Origin of the sequence: Bacteroides mediterraneensis, assembly GCF_025993685.1 — a bacterium.
Taxonomy (GTDB): Bacteria; Bacteroidota; Bacteroidia; order Bacteroidales; family Bacteroidaceae; genus Phocaeicola; species Phocaeicola mediterraneensis_A.
The window spans coordinates 2,363,707-2,384,661 of the sequence record NZ_DAJPEN010000001.1 but is presented as its reverse complement, the minus strand read 5'-3'; the positions used below and the strand labels follow the sequence as shown (position 1 = coordinate 2,384,661).

The window sequence follows — 20,955 nt, the reverse complement described above, 5'->3', positions numbered from 1 at the left end:
GATTAGGAATCAAGATAAAGAAGAATCATTATGAAAACGAATCGAAACAGAATCATAGCTTTTCTATTGATAGGTGGGGCGTGTGTGAATCTGGCCTTCGGGCAGAAAGCCTACACGCTGGATGAATGTATTCAGGCTGCCTTGACAAACAATGTGCGGATGAAGAATGCCCGTAACGAACTGGAAATGGCCCGACAGGACAAGAAGAAGGCGTTTACCAATTATTTTCCGAGTGTCATGGCGGCGGGTACCGGCTTTATGGCAGATAAAGGACTGATGCAGATGGATATGGCTCCGGACATGCACATGTCTATGCTCAAAAACGGAATTGCGGGAGGAGTGAGCGCCTCCCTGCCACTCTTTACCGGCGGGCAGATTGTGAACGGAAACCAGTTGGCCAAAGTGGGGGTAGAGGTGAAGCGTTTGCAACGGAACCTCTCTGACAACGAAGTGACACTGACCACGGAGCAGTATTTCTGGCGGGTGGTCACTCTGCAGGAGAAACTCAAGACTTTGGGTAAGGTGGAAACGCAGCTGGAAAGTATCTTGCGCGATGTGGAGGTCTCGGTGGAGGCAGGCGTGGTGACACGCAACGATTTGTTGCAGGTGCAGCTTCGCCGGAACGAGACCAAAAGCAGCCGCCTGCAGCTGGAGAACGCTTTGTCCATTTCGCGGAACATGCTGGCGCAATATACGGGCCTTGGCTCCGATTCCCTGGCGGTGGCTTTTGCCGTCGACGACCGGCTGCCCTCCCGTCCGGACAGTCTTTACTGCGACCCGGAGTCGGCTTTGGGACTGACCAGTGAATATGCGCTGTTGCAACAGAATGTGAAGGCCAGCCGTCTGCAATACAAGATGGAGTTGGGCAAGAATCTGCCTACGGTGGCCATTGGCGGAGGGTATGTGTATCATAATTTTTTGCCGGAGGACCAGCGCTTCTGGGTGGGGTTTGCCACAGTGACCGTGCCTCTGACCGGATGGTGGGGAGGCAGCCATGCCCTCAAGAAGGAGAAGCTCCAGGTGAAAAACACGGAAAACCAGTTGGCCGACCAGGGAGAGCTGTTGGTTATCCGCATGAAAAATGCATGGAACGGGGTGAATGAGGCCTACGAGCAAATAAAAATCGCTCGTCTGTCTATTGATCAAGCCACGGAGAACCTGCGTTTGAACACCGATTATTACAAGTCGGGTACCTGTACGATGAGTGATTTGCTTGATGCGCAGACCTTGTTTCAGCAAAGCTGTGACAAATACGTGGAAAGCTATACAAATTATGAGTTGAAAAAACGGGAATATCTGCAAGTCACGGGGCGCCGTTGATTGTTTTTTTCTTGGTGCAAAAGGCCGTCTGAAAGTACTTCTGGCGGCCTTTCTTTATAAATTATTGCATATTAATTGCATATTAATTTAAAAAGGCTTACCTTTGCACCGTGATTCAGTACCCTAGGGAGCGGATGAGTCCGCTTGTTTGTGAAGGGGTCGTCACACAAAGTAAAGAATTCCTTGGAGAAGAGAGACAGCCTTCAAGGCCTTTTTCAGGTTTCCCGTGGGGGAAACGTACGTTTTCCATTGGGGAAACATACGGCTCCGGGTGCGGAAACGTATGTTTTCGCGTCGAGAAACATAGAAGGTAGGCAGAAGTTTTTTCATCATTCAGGGAGAGTTTGGGAATCATAAAAGAGTAAAGTATGAGAGTGTGCGGAACATATAAGGTCATTCAGCGGAAAGCGGGTACGGCGATGTACCGGCTGCGTCTGTCACGTGCACACTGGTTCAGCGGATTCCTTCACGAAAGTTTGTAAGACAGAGAGTTGCGCCGTTTCTGACGCATGGTGGAAATTGCTTGTAAACTTTTAATTTCGGATTTTTTATGTGGAGTATTATATTGACTGTCCTGGCAGGGGTCCTGTTGGGATATGTCCTTCGTACGTGTGATTTTTTGAAGAAAGTGAATCAGACCATTTCGGTCACCATTTGCCTGATGCTGTTTGTACTGGGACTTTCCGTAGGCTATAACCCGTTGATTGTGAAGAATCTGGGTTCGTTCGGCGGACAAGCCCTGCTGCTCAGTGTAGCCGGCATTACGGGAAGCGTGCTGCTGGCACGGCTGGTGTATCTGTGGTTTTTCAAGGAAGGAGGTGAGAAATGAAAGGAAGTCTGTTGGTACTGTCCATGTTCTTCATGGGCTGTCTGTTGGGTTACGTGTGGAATGTGTCCGGTTGGGAAATGGGAGATATGCACCAGTTGTCGCTGTATATCCTGTATGCCCTGATGTTTCAGGTAGGTGTCAGCATTGGGGGAGGTGAAGATTTCAAAGCGCTGATTCACGGTTTCCGGTGGAAGATGTTGCTGATTCCCTTGGCTACGATTGGAGGAACCTTGTTGTTCTCCGCCTTGGTCAGTGTGCTGCTGACCCGCTGGAGCGTGTTCGACTGCATGGCCATCGGCAGCGGACTGGGATATTACTCCCTGGCCTCCATTCTGATTGTGGAACTGAAGGCTCCGGTTATCGGGACACAATTGGCCACGGAACTGGCTACCATTGCCCTCTTGACGAATGTCATCCGCGAACTCGTGGCGCTGGTGGGAGCCCCTCTGATTTGCAAGTATTTCGGGAAACTGGCCCCTATCTCGGTGGCCGGGGTGACCTCTGTCGATGTGGCCCTGCCTTCCATCATCCGGGTATCCGGCAAGGAGGTGGTGCCGATAGCCATTTTCCACGGCATCCTGGTAGATATGTCCGTTCCGTTCTTCATCTCTTTGTTCTGCAAGCTGTAAGAACCTGATTCTTGCCCGCCGCGCAAAGAGATGAACAGAACGGGGCAGTCCGTTTAGATGTCCAGCCCCATGATGTAATCGTTCATGTAATACCCGTCGCCGATGGGGAAGTCACCTTCGCGTACCTTCTTCATGCCCATGTGCTCATAAAATCCCAGTGCCGGATTGTGACGGTTCACGTTCAGTTCCATCCGGCAAGGTTCGGGATGAAGTTCCTTGATGCCTTTGATGGCCTGCTCGAACAGTTGCCGTCCGAGTTTGTATTTCTGGAAGTAGGGGAGCACATAAATCTTCTGCAAGTGGAAGAGGTCGGGCCCTTCCTGCTGGATGGACACGTAGCCGGCCGGTTCGCACTCCTCGTAGGCGAGGTAGTAAATGTGGTGCTCCTTCTCCATCTGGTTCTTCAGGCTCTCGGCGGAATACATCCACTCCATCATGTAATCAATTTGTTCCGGGGTCAGAATCTTCTGGTAAGTGACCGGAAAGGTCTGCTTGGCCAGTGACCGGATAATCTCAATGTCTTCGATTGTCGCTTTTCTGATATTAAACATAGGCGTTTTGTAATAAAATAAGTGTGTTTTCTACAAAAGTACTTTTTCTTTCGATTGCTTTGCTTTTATGGAGATAGAATCTTGTTAAATGTTCTAAAATTATAATACCTTGCAATGCATAGTATCTAGATAAAACCTATATTTGTGTCATACAAGATAAATGAGATGAAATGAATGTAGACAATGTAAAATCACAGATGCGTAAAGGGATGCTGGAATACTGCATCCTGCTGCTGTTGCACCGGGAGTCTGCCTATTCTTCCGATATCATCCAGAAACTGAAGGAGGCCCGGCTGATTGTGGTGGAAGGCACGCTCTATCCGTTGCTGACCCGCCTGAAGAACGACGGACTCCTGTCGTACGAGTGGGTGGAGTCTACCCAGGGACCTCCCCGCAAGTATTACGGACTGACTCCGGAAGGAGAGAATTTTCTGAAAGAACTGGAAAGTGCCTGGGACGGACTTTCCGACACGGTAAACCATTTAAGACAGAACATCTAAAACCTGCATGACATGAAAAAGACACTGACTGTAAATTTAGGAGGCACCGTATATCACATTGATGAGGATGCCTATATCCTGCTGGATAATTATTTGAATAACCTTCGCTATCATTTCCGCAAGGAAGAAGGGGCGGATGAGATTGTGCGCGACATGGAAGCCCGCATCGCCGAACTGTTTGACGAAGCCTTGCGCGGCGGCTTGCAGGTGATTACGATAAAAGAGGTGGAAGAGGTCATTGCCCGTATGGGCAAGCCCGAAGAGCTGAACGACGGGGAGGAGGAAAACGCATCCGCCTCGGGTGAGAAGGCTTATGACAGTGAATCGACGGGAACCAGCCGTCGTTTGTTCCGTAACCCGGACGACCGTGTCTTGGGTGGAGTTGTATCCGGTCTTGCAGCCTATTTCGGCTGGGACGTGACCTGGACCCGTATCGTCTTTATTTTGGCCGGTTTCCTGATTCATGGATTGATTCTGGCTTATCTGCTGGCTTGGATTATCATTCCGCTGGCACAAACGGCTACGGAGAAATTGCAGATGCGGGGGGAGCCCATCAATGTGGAGAACATCGGCCGGACAGTGACCGACGGTTTTGAGAAAGTGAACGACTACGTACATTCCGAGAAGCCCCGTTCGGCTTTGCATAAGTTGGGAAACGGGGTGGTAGCTGTGTTCGGTTTCTTGCTGAAACTGTGTCTGGTGTTGTTGCTGATTTGCTGCGCACCTTTCCTATTGGTCGGTTTGGTCGTGCTGTTTGCCTTGCTGATGGCTGCTACGGGAATGATTGTCAGCTTGCCTACCTTTATATATAATATCATACCTTGGGTAGACTGGAGCAGTGTGCATGCCATTCCAGGTGTGATTGTCGGATTGACCGTGTGCGGACTACTGGTAGTGGGTATCCCTATTGCCGGACTGATTCAGGCCGTCATGCAGTCGTTCGGAAGCTGGAAGCCCATGGGTACCTCCGCTAAAGTGGTGCTGGTGTTGTTGTGGATGGTGGCCCTGGCCATAGGAATCGTGTTGATTTTCCAGGTGCCTTTCCTGACGGAACCCCTTCTGACTACTCCTTTTTGGGGAGAGTTCCTCTGATTTTGTCAGTCTCCATAGTGTGTCTGGAGACAAGAATGTCACATAAAACGGCCAAAATGGCAGTCCGTGTCAGAAAAAAATGCTGGCACGGACTTTTTTTTCTTCTGGCATGACATTTGTCTTTTATAGGGCGTAACGCTTCGGCGCTACAGAATTAACTGATTAGAAAATAATAAAAATAGATACAATTATGGGAAAGATTATTGGTATTGACTTAGGAACAACAAACTCATGTGTTGCAGTATTTGAAGGTAACGAACCGGTGGTAATTGCCAACAGCGAAGGTAAACGTACCACTCCTTCAGTTGTAGGTTTCGTTGACGGTGGCGAACGTAAGGTAGGTGATCCTGCCAAACGTCAGGCTATCACAAACCCGAAACGTACGGTATATTCTATCAAACGTTTCATGGGTGAAACTTACGATCAGGTTCAGAAAGAAATTGCTCGTGTACCTTACTCAGTAGTAAGAGGCGACAACAACACTCCGCGTGTAGATATCGACGGACGTCTGTACACTCCGCAGGAAATCTCAGCCATGATTCTGCAGAAGATGAAGAAGACTGCTGAAGATTACTTGGGTCAGGAAGTTACTGAAGCTGTCATCACCGTTCCGGCATACTTCTCAGACTCTCAGCGTCAGGCCACTAAGGAAGCTGGTCAGATTGCCGGTCTGGATGTAAAACGTATCGTGAACGAACCGACTGCAGCTGCATTGGCTTACGGTGTGGACAAGTCTAACAAAGATATGAAGGTAGCCGTATTCGACCTTGGTGGTGGTACATTCGATATCTCTATCCTGGAATTCGGTGGTGGCGTATTCGAAGTATTGTCAACCAACGGTGATACTCACCTGGGTGGTGATGACTTCGACCAAGTAATCATCGACTGGTTGGTTCAGGAATTCAAGAACGACGAAGGTGCTGACCTGACTACTGATCCGATGGCTATGCAACGTTTGAAGGAAGCTGCTGAAAAGGCAAAGATTGAATTGTCTTCTTCAACTTCTACTGAAATCAACTTGCCGTACATCATGCCGGTTGCCGGTGTGCCTAAACACTTGGTTAAGACATTGACTCGTGCAAAATTCGAAGCTTTGGCTCACAACCTGATTCAGGCTTGTCTGGAACCTTGTAAGAAAGCCATGAGCGATGCAGGTCTGAACAACGCAGATATTGATGAAGTCATCTTGGTAGGTGGTTCTTCACGTATCCCGGCTGTACAGAAACTGGTTGAAGACTTCTTCGGCAAAGTTCCTTCTAAGGGTGTAAATCCGGATGAAGTAGTAGCCGTAGGTGCTTGTATCCAGGGTGCCGTTTTGAACAAGGAAGCCGGTGTAGGTAATATCGTATTGCTGGATGTCACTCCGTTGACATTGGGTATTGAAACAATGGGTGGAGTAATGACCAAGTTGATTGATGCCAACACGACTATTCCGTGCAAGAAGAGTGAAGTCTTCTCTACTGCCGCTGATAACCAGACAGAAGTTACCATCCACGTATTGCAGGGTGAACGTCCGATGGCTGCTCAGAACAAGTCAATCGGTCAGTTCAACTTGACAGGTATCGCTCCGGCTCGTCGTGGTGTGCCTCAGATTGAAGTTACATTCGATATCGATGCCAACGGTATCTTGAAGGTATCTGCCAAGGATAAGGCAACTGGTAAGGAACAGGCCATCCGTATCGAAGCTTCATCTGGTTTGAGCAAGGAAGAAATCGACCGTATGAAGGCTGAAGCTGAAGCTAACGCAGAAGCTGATAAGAAGGAAAAGGAACGTATCGACAAGCTGAACCAGGCAGATAGCTTGATCTTTACTACTGAAAATCAGTTGAAAGACCTTGGCGATAAGATTCCGGCCGACAAGAAAGCTCCTATCGAAGCTGCCCTTCAGAAGTTGAAAGACGCTCACAAGGCTCAGGATTTGGCTGGTATCGATGCAGCAAGCGCTGAATTGCAAACTGCTTTCCAGGCTGCAAGTGCAGAAATGTACGCTCAGACTGGTGCACAGGGCGGTGCTCAGGCAGGTCCTAATACAGGTCAGGCAAACAACGGTCAGAGTTCAAACAGCAAGAACAATGACAATGTACAGGATGCTGACTTTGAGGAAGTGAAATAAGTATCGGTAAACAACGATAAACATCCATAAGAAAGAGGCCGTCTCAAAATAAACCTTGAGATGGCCTCTGTCGTTTCATATCAGATTGAAGTCGTTTGGATTTTTCCTCAAAAAGGAATTTACAAGTTTCCTTCTACAGATTTCACGTTTTACACCGTTTTTCCCTCGTCAGAAGCCTCCTAAGAGGCTACTTTTGCAAGATTATGCGCTATGGCCAGCAGGCCAAACTCAATTTCCACCTTTTTCAGCCCACGAAGATGGAACCTCTTGAAGTGCTTGTTGTTCTTGAGGTTTCCAAATACGGCTTCCACATCCTGCGGCCGCTGGCTCCGGTATTTAAGACCTTCCTCGGAGAGGAGTTTCTCACGTTCCCTTTCCTTGATTTTTCTCAGCCGATGATTCACTTGCACAATCCTTTCCGACCGGCTTCTGTGACACCGGCATCTTAACGGGCAGCCCTTGCAGTTCCGTGCCCTGTACCTTGAGACGGTCTGTACAAAACCGTTGTCTGTCGTCCGCTTTACATCGGAGAGTCTTTCCATCCTCTGTCCCATCGGACAGTACATCCCGTCGGTTTCTTCATTATAGTAGAAGTTGGCGGACAGGAACGGGTCATTCCTGAAGCTCCTTTTCTGTTCCTTATGGAAATAGTTGTACTTTATGAAGGTTTCAATGCCATGCCTGAAGGCGTACAGGTAGTTCTCCTCGCTTCCGTACCCGGCGTCACAGACGGACACGTCAGGATATCTGCCGTACAGGGAATGGAAGTCTTCCATGTGCAGGGGATAGGTGGAGGTGTCACCGGCACACTGGTGGAGGGTATAGTTCAGGATGAACTGTCTGTTGGTACTGACCTGCGGGTTGTATCCGGGCTTGAGCTGCCCGTTCCTCATGTGGTCCTCCTTCATCCGCATGAACGTGGCGTCGGGGTCTGTCTTGGAGTAGCTGTTGCGCCCGTCGAGAATCTTTCCCTGGGATTCGTATTTCTTCAGCTGTTCGGGCCATGCCTTCCTCACGCGCCGGACCTTGGCCTTCACTTTCCGGTCCGCATCCGTTCCCTCCAGAGCTTCATGTATCTGTTCCAGCGCCCTTTCCACCTTCTCGGGGGTGATGTCCTGGTAAGTGACGGGAGCGGAGTCGCGCAGCTCCTGCTTGGTGACGGACTCGGCGTACCGCCATATCTCCTCAAGCTGTTCCGCAATTCTGGAGATGCGGGTGTGGATGGACTTGCCCCAGACGAACGTATAACGGTTGGCGTTCGCCTCCATCTTCGTCCCGTCGGTGCAGGCTACGTCCAGACTTACAAAGCCCTCCGCCACGAGGAACTTCACGATGGTGGCGAAGACGGTCTTGAGCACATCCTTCAGCCGGCTGCTGCGAAAACGGTTGATGGTGTTGTGGTCAGGCACCCTGGTACCGGTCAGCCACATGAAGCGGATGTCATTGCGGCAGAACTCCTCAATGCGGCGGCTGGAATAGATATTGCGCAGATAGGCATATACCAGAATCTGCAGCATCATGCGGGGATGGTAGGCCGGACAGCCTTTGACGGAGTACTTGCGGTAAAGTTCTTCCAGGCTGATCTGTTCAATGATGCGGTGAACAACCCGGACCGGATCGTTCTGGGGAATAAAATCGCCTAAACACGGAGGTAAAAGCAGATTATCGTTGGAGGTATAGTTTTTAAACATTATCTTTGGGATATATTGCTTGATTCCCTAAGATACGAAAAATTAGGGAGACGGGCAAGTCCTGACTGAGCGAAGTTTGGGCTTGCCCGATTTTTTTTGCAGACACAAAAAAGGCCATCTCAAATTATATTTCATTTTGAGACGGCCTCTTTTTGTTTTTGTATTTAAGTTGGGTAACAAGGATTTCTGTATCTTTTCCTATTTCTTTTTTACAAAGAATGATTGGAATACAGATGCCTTCCCATTCCTTTCAATCATGAAATAGCTATGGTATCTGTACTAAAATAGGAACTCACATTCATTTTCCCAGTCTGAAATCTTTTACATGATCAGCAGTCAGCTGTAAGTTCTCGAAGGTCGAGATACATTCGTCCGATTGAGGAGCCTGGCTGCAGATACCCAGATAAATTTTATCTCCGTACTCGTTTTTATAGAGACGGACCATCTGCCATGTCTTGCCGTCCAACGAATAGTAATTGGCTATGGTTTGCGTGTCGGACGATATTTTAAAATAGATGGATTCTGTATCCTCGTTTATCACTTCATGGTTGTTGTCATCGGAGGTGCCGATGGTACGCACACTTACCACCCGGTGCGTTCCTCTTTCATCCTGTTCGAAACACAGTTTCTGCCATAGCGTGTCATTGGCATACGCAAAGAGTACGGCCGCATTGTAGGTCCCTTCCGGAGTGAATCCCGTTTTGACCTTGGCAGAATAGGTAAAAGGTTTTTTGTTGTCTATTTCCATGAAAAGGATGGCGGCATCATCTTGAGATATTTTTCCGTTAGGGTCACAGAAAAAATCTGCTTGAGGTTTGGCGCGGAAGGTGATAATACCTGCCGAATCACTCACTTGCTTTTCGGCTCTGTTGAGCGATTTGGTAAAATGAAGACCATTTAAAGAAACATTACAGTCTGTCAGTCTGGAGCTTTCTGCAATTGGTTGGGTTTTGTCTGCTGTTGGATGAGAGCAAGCGGCTGTCATCATCGTAGCTATCGCTAAAAAAAGATATTTTTTCATGGTTCCTGTTTATATAATGAATAAATCAAATTGAATATTTTCCTCTTTCGAAAGTGTGATTTAGTCACATTCTCACTTTACGCTGAAAAGGCAGTCTGCTTTAGAAAGGAAAACCGACTTTGTCTTGCTCGGTGATTTTTCGTAAGACACGGCAAGGATTTCCGGCGGCCACGACCCCTGAAGGTATGTCATGAGTGACCACACTTCCAGCACCAATCACGGTATCATCGCCTATCGTAACGCCGCTGAGGAGTATGCTGCTACCTCCAATCCAAACGCGATTTCCTATCGTAATCGGTTTCGGAACTAAGGCACCGGCTATCCGTTCAGCCGGATCAAGTGAATGATTGGCTGAGTATGCACTTACATTCGGTCCTAATAACGTGTGATTGCCTATTGTGATCTGTCCGCAATCAAGCAGGGTACATCCGAAATTAATATAGACATCACTCCCAATCGTAATGTTTTTTCCGAACTCGCAGGTAAAGTTTGGTTCCAGCCAAACACGTTCACCCACTTTCTTGAAGAGTTGACGCATGATTCCCTGACGGCGTTCAATTTCGTGGTCTTCGGTACGGTTAAATTCCTTGAATAGTCTTTTTGCTTTCACTCTTCGTTCAAACAAATCCGCATCAAAGTCATTGCAGATTTGATGCGCCTGCATTTTATCCCATTCTGTCATTTTTGTTTTGGTAGGTTTTATTTAAAGTAAAAGTAATCAAAAGTGTTCTTTTATTTCCTATATCATACGGGATTACTTATGTGGTAGCGATATGGGGGTATCGCGTTAATGTGGAAAAGGTGGAGCCTTTTGCCTCCTGAGCAATATTTCGGTTGTTTGCTTAATCAATTAATCCCAGCTTTTTTGCTTTATGGCATGCTTCGGTGCTGTTGTTCACTTGCAGTTTGGCTATGATATTCTGCCGGTGACGGTCTACCGTATGTTTGCTGATTTCCAGTCTGTCTGCAATCATTTTACTGGATTTCCCATTTTGTATCATTTGCAATATAATTTTTTCCCTGTCAGAAAGAAGTTGACTCTCATCCGTGAGAAGAATTTTTTTCTCGCCTGTCATCGTATTTATCAGATAAGCAGCTTCACTATCTTCTGAGGTCAGATTGTATAAGCAGAGAGAATAGCTTATCCCTTGTTGCCCGCCTCCTGCGAAATAGAAGATACGATGTTTCCAATAGTGATATTCACCCTCCTTGTCACACATTCTCATGATATTTTCAAGATACCAGGAAAATATATCTTTTGAATGAGAGGAAGATATCTTGCGGAAGAAAGTCAACTCTTGCAGACATCGTTTTTTCCAGTCGTCCGGATGAATCCGGTTGTAAACCTCTTCTTCCCATACGGAATCCACCGTTTGAATGGTGCTTGGTTTACCTAGTCCCAATATTTTGCAGGACTTTCCGAAGAAGATATGGCTTTTCCCCGTACGCAAATTACTTAATACGGCAATGGAGTTTTCGCAGATAGAGTAGGACTGTGCAATAAGACACAGGCGTTGTTCCTCATCTTGTGCGTGTACTCCATCCATTTGTTGATGGAACTTTTGGTTTAATCTCTCATCTATTTCTATCATACATTCAGGTTACAGTGCCACAAAAGTATACAAAGTTTTTTCGAATCAGGATGAAATGAGTGTATTCCTGATAAGATATGGTTATAAATCAGTATGGAGAAAGTGGTCGTTTTTCCTCTTGTAATGCAAATTCCTTACAAAAATCATTAGTCATATCATAAATTTCTGTACTTTAGGCACTGAAAAGTCTTACGCTTACGTTAACTATTAAACAATGAAAAGGAAACTCTTATTTATATCGGTTTTGTGGCTTTGTTGCAGCTCAGTCTGTTCTGGTGCATGCATAGATGAAGTGCGTACATTTTATACGAATTATATGACGAACTTTTTAAATGTGGATTCGAATAATGAAGCATTGTGTAAGAAGTATTTAACCGAAGAATTGGCTGCCAAACTCCAAAGAATGGTTTATGCAACTGGAGTCAATCCGATTATACGGGCACAAGATGTGAATTCAGATGCAATCAAGACATTGAATGTGAGAGAAATTGCAGACGACTGGTATATGGTAAGTTATCTTTGGGATAAAAAAGATAGTACCAGTCTGGTAGAGATTCCATTAAAAGTGGGATATGTGAATGACCAATGTAAGATTGTATATATTACCCCGATTGAAAGCGATACCCAATATGGAGATGAGTGGTTGTCTTGTTTTGAAAATGTAGCTTCTTATAAAATAGATAGTTCGTCGGGAAAATCATTGGTCGAAAGTTTTTATAAAGTTTATTTGGCTACCTATTGCAGCATGTGCGGCGATTTGAATGCCAGGTTGCAGTCTTTACGTTTGTCTAATCTGTCTCACACAGCTTTGGAACAATTCAAGAAAGCAGAACAGGAATATTTGCAGGATACTTTCGAGGGCTATGACCTTTTGGTGACGAATTTTGATTTCGACAGTATGTGGTTCAAGAGTCTGAAAGTTCTTCCGTTGGACACTGATAATTATCAGGTTACTTATCAGGCAGGAAAGTACACACATCAAATGAATATTCAGACTATATACCAAGAGGGCAGATATTGGATTAGTGCCATCACTGGCGTTCATTAATTCTACTCCGTTATTTCTTTCTGCTCAGTTCCGCCCGTATGCGGCTGAGCGATTGAGGTGTAATCATCAGATAAGAGGCGATGTGCTTTAGCGGGACATGCTGCAGCAATTCCGGATTCTGCTCCAGCAGGGCAAGGTAACGTTGTTTCGCCTGTGCGGCTCCTCCGTTTATCATCCAGTTTTCCATGTCCAGAAACTGCCGTTCGAAAATGACTCTTCCGATGTTGGCAAAGGCGATGGAAGAGGCAAAAAAAGTCTCCATCTTTTGCTTGGAGATGCGGAAGACCGTGCTGTCGCTCATGGCTTCGATGGAGGTAAGAGAGGGACGGTCGGCCACGTAGCTCCACGAAGAGAAGAGCGTGTCTCCTTCTGAAGCAAACCAGAGTGAAATGTCCACTCCGTCGCGCAGATAATGTCCTCTCCAGATGCCTTGGGCCACCAGGTAGAGACTGCTGTTGCGTTCTCCTTCCCGTACGATGTGTTCCCCTTTTCGGTAGGTAAGGCGTTCCATCTGTGCCAGTAATTGCTCAGATTCCGAGGCACTCAGTCCATATTTTTCGTGCAGTATCTCGCTAAAAGTCTTCATTCCTTTGGGTATCTATGTCGCTACAAAGGTAATAAAATCTTAGCTTCGTTTGCCGCGGCAGTAGAGAGTGAGGACAAAAAGGAAGGTCAGCAGCTCGGAAACGGGGACGGCCAGCCAGATTCCCGGCACTCCGCATAGCAGGGGCATCAGCCAGAAGCAGAGAAGCACGAGGATAAATCCGCGCAGCAGGGTGATGGCCATGGCAGGGCGGTCGCGTTCCACACTCTGGAAGTAGCCGATGGATACGATGTTGATGCCGAAGCATACGAAGCCGGAGGCAAACAGAGGAAGTCCTTCGACGGCCAGGTCGTGTGCCGGATAGCGGCTGTCGATGAACCAGGAGGCTATTGGGGAAGAGAACAAGGCCGTGACGGCGAAAACGATGATGCCGCAGGAGATGGCGGTCAGCAGGGCCAATCGGAAGGCTGCCCGCACGCGTTCCGGGTGTCCGGCTCCGAAGTTGTAGCTGAGAATAGGTTGGGCTGACTGGGCGATGGCGTTGTACACCATGAAGATGATGGGGAAGAAATAGCAGGCGATGCTGTAGGCGGCTACCCCGTCTTCACCCAGGTAGTGGATAAAGACGTAGTTCCCGGCAAACATCATGGTGGCGATGGCTGCCTCACAGAGAAAACTGGACAATCCCAGCTTGCACATATAGCCGGTGTTGCGAAGGGTGAGCCGCAGGCTTTTCCAAGACAGTTTGACTTTACACAAACGGAGAATGTGCTGAGGCTGCATCAGATAAACCAGAATCATCAGGGCACCGACGATGTAGCCCAGACTGGTGGCCAGGGCGGCTCCGAACATGCCCCATTTGCAGACGAAGATAAACAGGTAGTCCAAGCCGATGTTGAGTAGGGCAGGGATGATGTTGCACACCATGGCGTAGTTGGGTGAGCCGTCCAGTCGCACGAAGAACATGCCCGAGCTCAGCAGGGCACTGAACACCAGGAAGGGCACGAACCAGTACATGTATTCGGCGGCGAGAGGCAACAGGCGGGGTGAGCTTCCCAGCAGTAAGGCTATTTCTTCCACGTTGCAGAGAATGACTGCGGCGTAGGCGATGAGCAATAAGGAGGAAACTATGACAGCCTGCGTGATATTGATGCGGGCCACCTTTACTTTCCCTTGCGACAGGTGAATGGAGGCCACGACCGAGGCGCCGATGCCGAACATCAGTCCCACACCCGTATTAATCAGGAAGAGGGGAGCTGTGATGTTGACGGCGGCCAGGGCATCGCTGCCGATGCCTTTCCCCACGAAGATGCCGTCGGTGATGATGAAGATGGCCGAGAAAATCATTCCCAGTACGGTAGGGATAAGTAATTTCCGGAACAATTTCGGAATGTCCATGCTTCCGAAGTCAATACTGTCTTTCATGTCTTTTCTCTGTTTTTGCATTTGGCTGCGAAGGTAAGTCAATTCCGGCACTAAAAAATTCACAAATGATAATAAATCATTTTCTGAAAAGGGGGCTTCGAAAACGTCCTTGCGTTTTTTCAGGGATGATTTAAGGCAAAAAAGCGCTTCGAATTACCTTATTTAACGGGGTGATTTTCTCTCGTCTCACAACTTTAGTGTACTTTTGCACACTTATTATTTTTTGAGGATAACGAGAGGATATTTATGGCACAGTCTAGAGAGATGACATCAGGGCCGAGTCTGCCGCTGATTTTGAATTTTACTTTTCCTTTGTTGCTGGGCAACCTGCTTCAGCAGACGTATTCGCTGGTGGATGCGGCCATTGTGGGGCGATTCTTAGGTATTAATGCCTTGGCTTCCGTGGGAGCCAGCACATCGGTGGTTTTCCTGATACTGGGATTCTGCAACGGGTGTTGTGGTGGTTTCGGCATTCCGGTGGCCCAGAAGTTTGGGGCCCGCGATTATGTCACGATGCGGCGTTATGTGTCGGTCAGCTTGAAGCTGGCGGCCGTGATGTCGGTGGCGGTGGCCATTGTCACGAGTCTGCTCTGCGGATTTATCCTACGTTCCATGCAGACACCTGAGAATATTTTTGAAGGGGCTTACATCTATCTGCTCATCACGTTTATCGGCGTACCGTGTACGTTTTTCTACAACCTGCTTTCCAGCATCATCCGTGCGTTGGGAGATAGCAAGACCCCGTTCTGGTTCCTGCTGTTCTCCACGTTGCTGAACATTGTTCTCGATTTGTTCTGTATCCTGACGCTGGGATGGGGGGTAGCCGGAGCAGCCATCGCCACGGTCTTCTCCCAGGGACTTTCGGCTTTGCTGTGCTACATCTATATGTACCGCAAGTTTGACATCCTGAAAACCGAGCCGTCCGACCGCCGTTTCCGGAAAGACCTGGCCCGTCAGCTTTTGTCTATCGGGGTGCCGATGGGCTTGCAGTTTTCCATTACGGCTATCGGCAGTATCATGTTGCAGAGTGCGAACAATGCATTGGGTACGGCCTGTGTGGCTGCCTTCACCGCGGCCATGCGTATCAAGATGTTCGTGATGTGTCCGCTGGACAGTCTGGGTATGGCCATGGCCACGTATTCCGGACAGAACTATGGTGCCGGAAAGCCCGACCGCATCTGGATGGGTATCAAGTCGGCCACGCTGATGATGTTGGTCTATTCCGTAGCGATTGCCATTGTAATGTGGGGACTGGCCGACAAGTTTGCCTTGTTGTTCATTTCGCCCGAGGAGACGGAGATTATGAAAGATACCGTGCTGTTCCTGCACATCAATACTTCTTTCTTCATCCTGCTGGGCTCGCTGAGTATTCTCCGCTATACCATTCAGGGGGCAGGCTATACGCGGCTGGCCATGTTTTCGGGCGTAGCTGAAATGATAGCCCGTGTGCTGGTCAGTCTTTTCCTCGTACCGGCCTGGAAGTTTTGGGGCGTCTGCTTCGGCGACCCGACGGCCTGGCTGTTTGCCAACCTGTTCCTGGTGCCGGCTTTCATCTATGTGTACCGTCGCTTGAAGGAGATTGTGGCAAAGGAAAGACGGGTGCCCGTCAATTCCTGATGGGCAGTCGTTTCCAGACGGCAGGCGGTATCAGGTGCCAGAGGGTTACCATGATGCGGTAGCGCCAGTCGATGAGGGCGATGCGTTTCTTTTTTTCCAGGGCTCGCACGATGTGACGGGCTACTTTCTCCGTGGACATCAGCATGGGATAGTGCTTGCCGTCGTTCAGCAAGCCGGTGGCCACGAATCCGGGCCGGATGTCGGTGAACCGGATGGGGAGATGCTGCATGCAGGCCAGCTGTTCCAGGGAGTCGATGTAGATATTCTGGAAACGCTTGGTGGCGGAGTAGGCCGGAGCGGCTCCCAGTCCTTTGGTACCGGCAATGGAACTGATGACAGCGAGATGTCCTCCTTGTTGCCGGGCAAAATAACGGAACGCGGCGGTGACCATCCGTACGAACCCCGTTCCGTTGGTTTCGAGCGTCTGAAGTTCGATGTCCGGTGACAGTGTGTAATTCTGGTGTCCGATGCCTGAACAGTGCAGGTAGAGGTCCATGCCTCCCATTTCATCAATCAGTTCCTGCAGGCGGTCGGGTGCTTCTGCCTGACAAATATCGATGGCCCGGATGTGGATACGGTCCGGAGCCAGCTGCTGCAATTCTTTCAGTTTTTCTTCGCGTCGGCCTGCCAGTCCGAGTATCCACCCCTTCTGGAGCAGTTGTAAGGCCGTTTCTTTTCCGATGCCGGAAGTGGCCCCTACGATGAGGGCCCGCTGGATAGGTTTCTTTTTCATCAGTTGGTACGTATTTCATAAAGGAATTCCTGCGAAAGCGGGAGTCCTTCGGTAGGGTTACAATGGATTTTTCCACACAGGGGCATCTGCGGCTGGAGCGGTTTCAGCTCGGGCGAAAGGTGGTTGCAGAAGGCCGTATAGGAGTGGTTGTTCCTGCAAGGTCCTGCATCGTCGCGATACACCAGTACGTAGTGGTTCAGGGGGCGGGCATGCACCAGCTGGTTGATTTGCAGGGCGAGGTCGCGCGCTTCCCGTGGTGAAATGCGGTCGAACAGGTTGGAGAGGTTGAAAATTACCAGCTCGGTCAGTACCGAATGTGCCTGCCAGAACGTCGGTTTCACGGCCGACAAGCGGGGATACGAGCTTGTCTGAATGTGCTTGTAGGCCGAGGTCTGGAAGAAGGCTTCGGCGGTTTCCCCCATCTCCTGCATCGGATAGATACCCACATAGGTCAGGTCCAGGTGAGGCAGGGAACGGCACACATCAGCAAAGGCCAGTCCCGAAGCACCCGCTTCATAGGACAGGTCACAGAACACCACCCGGCCGGAGACTTTCCGAATCAGGTCGTACAGCCAGTTGCCGCTTCCGGTGAAGAGGGCCTGTGCTGCTGCATATTGTTTCCGCAGATAGAAATAGTTGTATGCCTGGCAGAAAGTCTGCGGAGTCATCTCCTCGGGTAGGGCACGGAAGTCACACCGACCGTAAGCCGTGGTTTCACGGTAGTGCGCCTCGTTTGCCTCCCAATCCTGCGGAGGCAGAACCAGTTGCTCGAAAACCTGCTGGAAGTGGGTGGGCAAGGAATAGCTGCCTTCCTCCAGTTCCCAGTTCCGGCGGTAAGACGGGAGGGTGAAATTGCCTTGACAGAACGATTCGCTATCTGTTTCCAGGTAACCGTTGTGCAGGCGGATGTATTCCAGCAGTTTGTAGAATGTGATATTGGCCCCGAGAATGTGCGGGTTGCCGGTCAGCAGCAGTTGCTTGCGGGCCCGGGTCAGGGCCACGTTCAGCTTGCGGTCTATCAGAAAGGTGTCTTCCTGGAACGTGTGGGCCGTCAGAAAATTGAGCTGACTGAAATTCTGTACGGTAAACGAGTAGATAATCACATCCCGCTGGCTGCCCTGGTAGCGTTCTACCGTGTCGATAGAGATGTCCAGCAAGGCAGGCAGCTGGAGGCGGGCTATTTCTTTCCGGATCATGGCAATCTGGTTGCGGTAGGGCACGATGACGCCCACCGTCCGGTTGGGGTCGAAACGTGACTCTGTCAGGCGGTAGATATGAGCCAGCAGGGTGGCTACGATGCGGGCCTCGTGCGGGTTGGTCTTGTCGGAGCCGCTGAGACTTTCGGGAACTTCTGCCGGGATGAAAACCATTCTCCGTTCCAGCAGCAAACGGTCGATGGGGTCTTGGGCAGATGGTCCGGCCTCGTAGGGTGTTCCTTCCAGCTGGTGGGGAAGCGGCACGCACTCCAGTTGTTCCCGGTAGTAGAAGGTCTGGTTGGGGAACTCGGCAATGGCCGGATGCATGCGTCCTTGCTGGCGGAGCACACTGCGGCACGTGTCGGGACTCGACTTATACAGGCGTTCGAAGAGGGAGTTGCGGCAGTCTTCCAGTCCGATTTGTCGCAGGAGCGGGTCGGTGACGACAGCTTCTTCGGCACTTTGCTGGGCAATGGCTGGAAGCTGCTTGTAGTCGCCCACCAGTACGAACTTGTCGATGGCGTTATGTTGCTGGTGTCGGGCCGAGAGGATACCGAGCAGGTCGGGCTCCAGTATCTGCGAGGCCTCGTCGATAAGCGCCAGCTGGAAATGCTTCAACGTGAAGAGGTTGAGGCGACTGTTGAGGGAGGTCGTGGTGGCCACGAAGATGCGGGTGCGGTCGATTTTCTGCCGGATGTCAGTCAGCTTGGGACAGTCGGCCAGGCTGTGCTTCAGCAGGTAAGGTACGAAGCGCTTGTCGCACGACAGTTCGCTGCCGATGCGGATGAACGGAGTTTTCCCGGCAATGCCGGAATCGAGGAGCATGCCGCAGATTTCGTCCACCGCCCGGTTGGTGTACGACAGAAGCAGGATGGACGTATCCGGTTCGCTCAGAGCTTCTTCCACCATGTAGCGCAGGGCACACGAAGTTTTTCCGGTACCCGGAGGGCCTACCAGCAGGAAGTAATCCTTGGCTTGTTTCTCTTTCCGGATGAGTTCGTTGAAACGGCCGTATTCACCATTCAGAGTGATATCCTCCTCTTTCAGTTCAGGGGTACGTACTCCCAACAAAAGTTCTTTCCGGTCGGCCCGGGCAGACAGAAAGGCGTATAGTCCGCGGAACCCGTTGTTGGCCGAGGTATCGGAAAAATCATGTTCGATGGCGAAAAGGTCGTCTCCGCCCCCGATAATATCTTTGTTCTGCTGTCCGTTGCGCAAGACCAGTGTCATGCGGTCCGGGCGCAGTGCCAGGATGTTTCCCTTCATGAGGATGTGTTTTCGCAGGTCGGGTTCTCCCTGGTAGGAATACAGAATCACCATGTCGCCTGTCCGGAAATTGGGCAGGAAATCTTCTTCCTGTGTCGGAATGTGCAGTTCGATGAGGTCGTATCCTTTGCCCGGTCCGCTGCTTTGTTTCTGCAGGATGGTCAGTCCCAATAGGATGTTGCCGGCCTCCAGTTTCTCGTGCAGCGGGATGTGCCAGTTGCCGGCAAATCCGTGCGAGGCATCACTGTTTCCTCCGGTCTTGCTGAGAATCTGTTCCTTTGCCACGAACGTGAAGAAGCGGTTGAAGTAAGCCCGTTCCAGCGGGGTGCAGCGTTTCAGGGTATTGATGGCTGTCTGCAACTGCGGTTCCTGGTAGTCGTTCCACAGCTTTCCGCTCACCTGCAGCTCGTTCAGCAGGTCGGTGCTGAGGGAATCCACCACCTCGCCGATAGCTCCTTCGCCCAGCCGCATCTCGTTGTGCACGATGTAGTTGCGGAGCTTGATGCTTTCCCGGAACAGGTTTTCGGCAAAATGCTCCAGCAGCAGTCCGTCGGCATACTTGGAATAGAGCAGGAAGGTCTGCATGTGTTCCGTTTCCTGTCCGAAATTGTATCGTAGCACGCCCTGATAGAGCATCATCTGGATGAAATGGTCTTCCTTGTGGCGGTGATTGTATTCGTCGCGTTTCCCGGCCTTTTGTTCGATGAGCACCTGAAAATCCTTCTGCATCATGTCCACACGTCCCTGCAGCCCCAGTTTTTCGCAGATGAAGGAGGCTTCGAGCAGGGTGTTCTTCTTGTTGAAGTGCCGGATGTTGCGGGGCAGCACATCGTGTACAAACGAACGGATGTTCATCATCTGGGCCTGTGCCTGGGCATGGAAATCGGCCGGGAGTGAGCAGGTACAGAAATCAAGGGCCGAAGCGGCAAAGAATTTCTGGATACTGCGGGGGTAGGTGACCGGCTCCTGGGGCTGTTCGTTGATATAGTCGTCGAGAAACTGGCTGGCCAGGTTACCCATCAGGATGGGAGCCGTGTGGGCTCTCGGCTTGATTTTGTTCATGAAATAGTTGAGTGGGTGGTGGCCGTATTCCCGGAAGCAGGCCGCCAGCGAACTGATGTCAATCAGGTAGTCGGGATGGATGACGATAAGGTTCGGAATGTAATGGTTCTCTTCGTCCACCCGCACATCGAGTAGGTTCAGGGGCAGGTTCTCCGTCAGCAAATCTTTCAGGTAAAGTAAGTCGCCCTGATAGCCTCCCTTGGCATAGTTGATGATGATGAAAGGGTCGGTCTCGCTGTCGGTCGCCGCAAAAATCTGGGTGTCGTTCCAGCTGGTCACGGAAGCCCGCACGTAGGGAATGTGCGACAGGCGTGTACCTTGGTACGGACGGTTGGAGTGAGGGATTTCCGGAAGGATGGAAGCCGGAATGTCTTCTTCAAAGCCCAGCGAGACAAAGCGTACCAGGGCACGCAGGTCGTAAAGGTATTCCTGCATGTCGGCCTGAAAATGGTCGCCCATGGCAGCGTTGCAGTTGCGGCGCATGGTCTGGATGGCATACCGGTCGGAAGGAGTCATCTTTTTCTCCTTGCAGACGTAGTCCAGACGGGAAAACAGGTTGGCAAAGGAAAGGGTGACCCCCGTGGTCAGTTCATAACAAGCCTGCTCCAGCACTTTGTGGAGCAGGATGTATTTGGCTTGTAAATTGTCGGGAGCGGCCGTCGGCTGACGGTGAATCTGTTCGATGCGACGGAACAAATCGAAAGATTGGAGTTCGATACGGGACAT

General features: G+C 50.0%; 17 protein-coding genes. 8 read left to right on the top strand and 9 right to left on the bottom strand.

Going from position 1 to position 20,955, the window contains the following annotated elements:
• Window positions 1–30 precede the first annotated feature (30 nt).
• The 3 genes from OIM59_RS10220 to OIM59_RS10210 all read left to right on the top strand — a co-directional run bounded on the left by OIM59_RS10220 (window position 31) and on the right by OIM59_RS10210 (window position 2,778).
• On the top strand, window positions 31–1,320 hold the full coding sequence (locus OIM59_RS10220) for a TolC family protein (protein WP_303896499.1): 1,290 nt from the start codon (window positions 31–33) through the stop codon (window positions 1,318–1,320).
• A 550-nt stretch (window positions 1,321–1,870) separates the two neighbouring features.
• Window positions 1,871–2,149 (top strand): LysO family transporter, encoded by a 279-nt coding sequence (locus OIM59_RS10215; protein ID WP_072543019.1) that lies wholly within the window; start codon window positions 1,871–1,873, stop codon window positions 2,147–2,149.
• Window positions 2,146–2,778, top strand: coding sequence for a lysine exporter LysO family protein (locus OIM59_RS10210; protein WP_072543018.1), 633 nt, complete (start codon window positions 2,146–2,148; stop codon window positions 2,776–2,778). Before OIM59_RS10215 ends, OIM59_RS10210 begins: the two co-directional genes overlap by 4 nt.
• Window positions 2,779–2,831: 53 nt before the next feature.
• Here OIM59_RS10210 and OIM59_RS10205 read toward each other — a convergent pair whose 3' ends face one another.
• Complete coding sequence (locus OIM59_RS10205) at window positions 2,832–3,329, bottom strand: GNAT family N-acetyltransferase (RefSeq protein ID WP_303896498.1); 498 nt, start codon at window positions 3,327–3,329, stop codon at window positions 2,832–2,834.
• 170 nt (window positions 3,330–3,499) lie between these two features.
• On the opposite strand from OIM59_RS10205, the gene OIM59_RS10200 reads away from it, so the two are divergent.
• The 3 genes from OIM59_RS10200 (at window position 3,500) to dnaK (ending at window position 7,034) form a co-directional block, all read left to right on the top strand.
• Entirely contained in the window at window positions 3,500–3,829 is a 330-nt protein-coding gene (locus OIM59_RS10200; RefSeq protein WP_072543016.1) for a PadR family transcriptional regulator, read from the top strand.
• Between the two features lie 12 nt (window positions 3,830–3,841).
• Window positions 3,842–4,921: a PspC domain-containing protein gene (locus OIM59_RS10195; RefSeq protein WP_303896494.1), complete on the top strand. Its 1,080-nt coding sequence runs from the start codon at window positions 3,842–3,844 to the stop codon at window positions 4,919–4,921.
• Window positions 4,922–5,111: 190 nt separating this feature from the next.
• Window positions 5,112–7,034, top strand: a complete 1,923-nt coding sequence (gene dnaK / locus OIM59_RS10190) for a molecular chaperone DnaK (protein ID WP_299172313.1) — start codon at window positions 5,112–5,114, stop codon at window positions 7,032–7,034.
• Window positions 7,035–7,213: 179 nt separating this feature from the next.
• Here the strand turns inward: dnaK and OIM59_RS10185 are convergent, their stop codons facing one another.
• The 4 genes from OIM59_RS10185 to OIM59_RS10170 all read right to left on the bottom strand — a co-directional run bounded on the left by OIM59_RS10185 (window position 7,214) and on the right by OIM59_RS10170 (window position 11,293).
• Entirely contained in the window at window positions 7,214–8,725 is a 1,512-nt protein-coding gene (locus OIM59_RS10185; RefSeq protein ID WP_303896023.1) for an IS1182 family transposase, read from the bottom strand.
• Window positions 8,726–9,023: 298 nt separating this feature from the next.
• Window positions 9,024–9,746 (bottom strand): DUF1349 domain-containing protein, encoded by a 723-nt coding sequence (locus tag OIM59_RS10180; RefSeq protein ID WP_303896491.1) that lies wholly within the window; start codon window positions 9,744–9,746, stop codon window positions 9,024–9,026.
• 100 nt (window positions 9,747–9,846) lie between these two features.
• Window positions 9,847–10,428 (bottom strand): sugar O-acetyltransferase, encoded by a 582-nt coding sequence (locus OIM59_RS10175; protein ID WP_303896489.1) that lies wholly within the window; start codon window positions 10,426–10,428, stop codon window positions 9,847–9,849.
• A gap of 160 nt (window positions 10,429–10,588) precedes the next feature.
• Window positions 10,589–11,293: a response regulator transcription factor gene (locus OIM59_RS10170; RefSeq protein WP_303896488.1), complete on the bottom strand. Its 705-nt coding sequence runs from the start codon at window positions 11,291–11,293 to the stop codon at window positions 10,589–10,591.
• A gap of 361 nt (window positions 11,294–11,654) precedes the next feature.
• Between OIM59_RS10170 and OIM59_RS10165 the strand changes: the two genes are divergently transcribed.
• Window positions 11,655–12,386, top strand: a complete 732-nt coding sequence (locus OIM59_RS10165; RefSeq protein WP_369695920.1) for a hypothetical protein — start codon at window positions 11,655–11,657, stop codon at window positions 12,384–12,386.
• A 10-nt stretch (window positions 12,387–12,396) separates the two neighbouring features.
• Here the strand turns inward: OIM59_RS10165 and OIM59_RS10160 are convergent, their stop codons facing one another.
• Both OIM59_RS10160 and OIM59_RS10155 read right to left on the bottom strand, forming a co-directional pair.
• The gene (locus OIM59_RS10160; protein WP_303896484.1) at window positions 12,397–12,972 is read right to left on the bottom strand and encodes a Crp/Fnr family transcriptional regulator; all 576 of its coding nucleotides are present in this window, start codon (window positions 12,970–12,972) and stop codon (window positions 12,397–12,399) included.
• A gap of 39 nt (window positions 12,973–13,011) precedes the next feature.
• Window positions 13,012–14,355 carry an MATE family efflux transporter gene (locus tag OIM59_RS10155; RefSeq protein WP_303896482.1) on the bottom strand — a complete coding sequence of 448 codons (1,344 nt, stop codon included), beginning with the start codon at window positions 14,353–14,355 and terminating at the stop codon, window positions 13,012–13,014.
• Window positions 14,356–14,601: 246 nt separating this feature from the next.
• On the opposite strand from OIM59_RS10155, the gene OIM59_RS10150 reads away from it, so the two are divergent.
• On the top strand, window positions 14,602–15,972 hold the full coding sequence (locus OIM59_RS10150; protein WP_072543006.1) for an MATE family efflux transporter: 1,371 nt from the start codon (window positions 14,602–14,604) through the stop codon (window positions 15,970–15,972).
• Here the strand turns inward: OIM59_RS10150 and OIM59_RS10145 are convergent.
• Window positions 15,962–16,690: an SDR family oxidoreductase gene (locus tag OIM59_RS10145; protein ID WP_299172360.1), complete on the bottom strand. Its 729-nt coding sequence runs from the start codon at window positions 16,688–16,690 to the stop codon at window positions 15,962–15,964. The genes OIM59_RS10150 and OIM59_RS10145 overlap by 11 nt on opposite strands.
• A 14-nt stretch (window positions 16,691–16,704) precedes the next feature.
• Window positions 16,705–20,955: an AAA domain-containing protein gene (locus OIM59_RS10140; RefSeq protein ID WP_303896479.1), complete on the bottom strand. Its 4,251-nt coding sequence runs from the start codon at window positions 20,953–20,955 to the stop codon at window positions 16,705–16,707.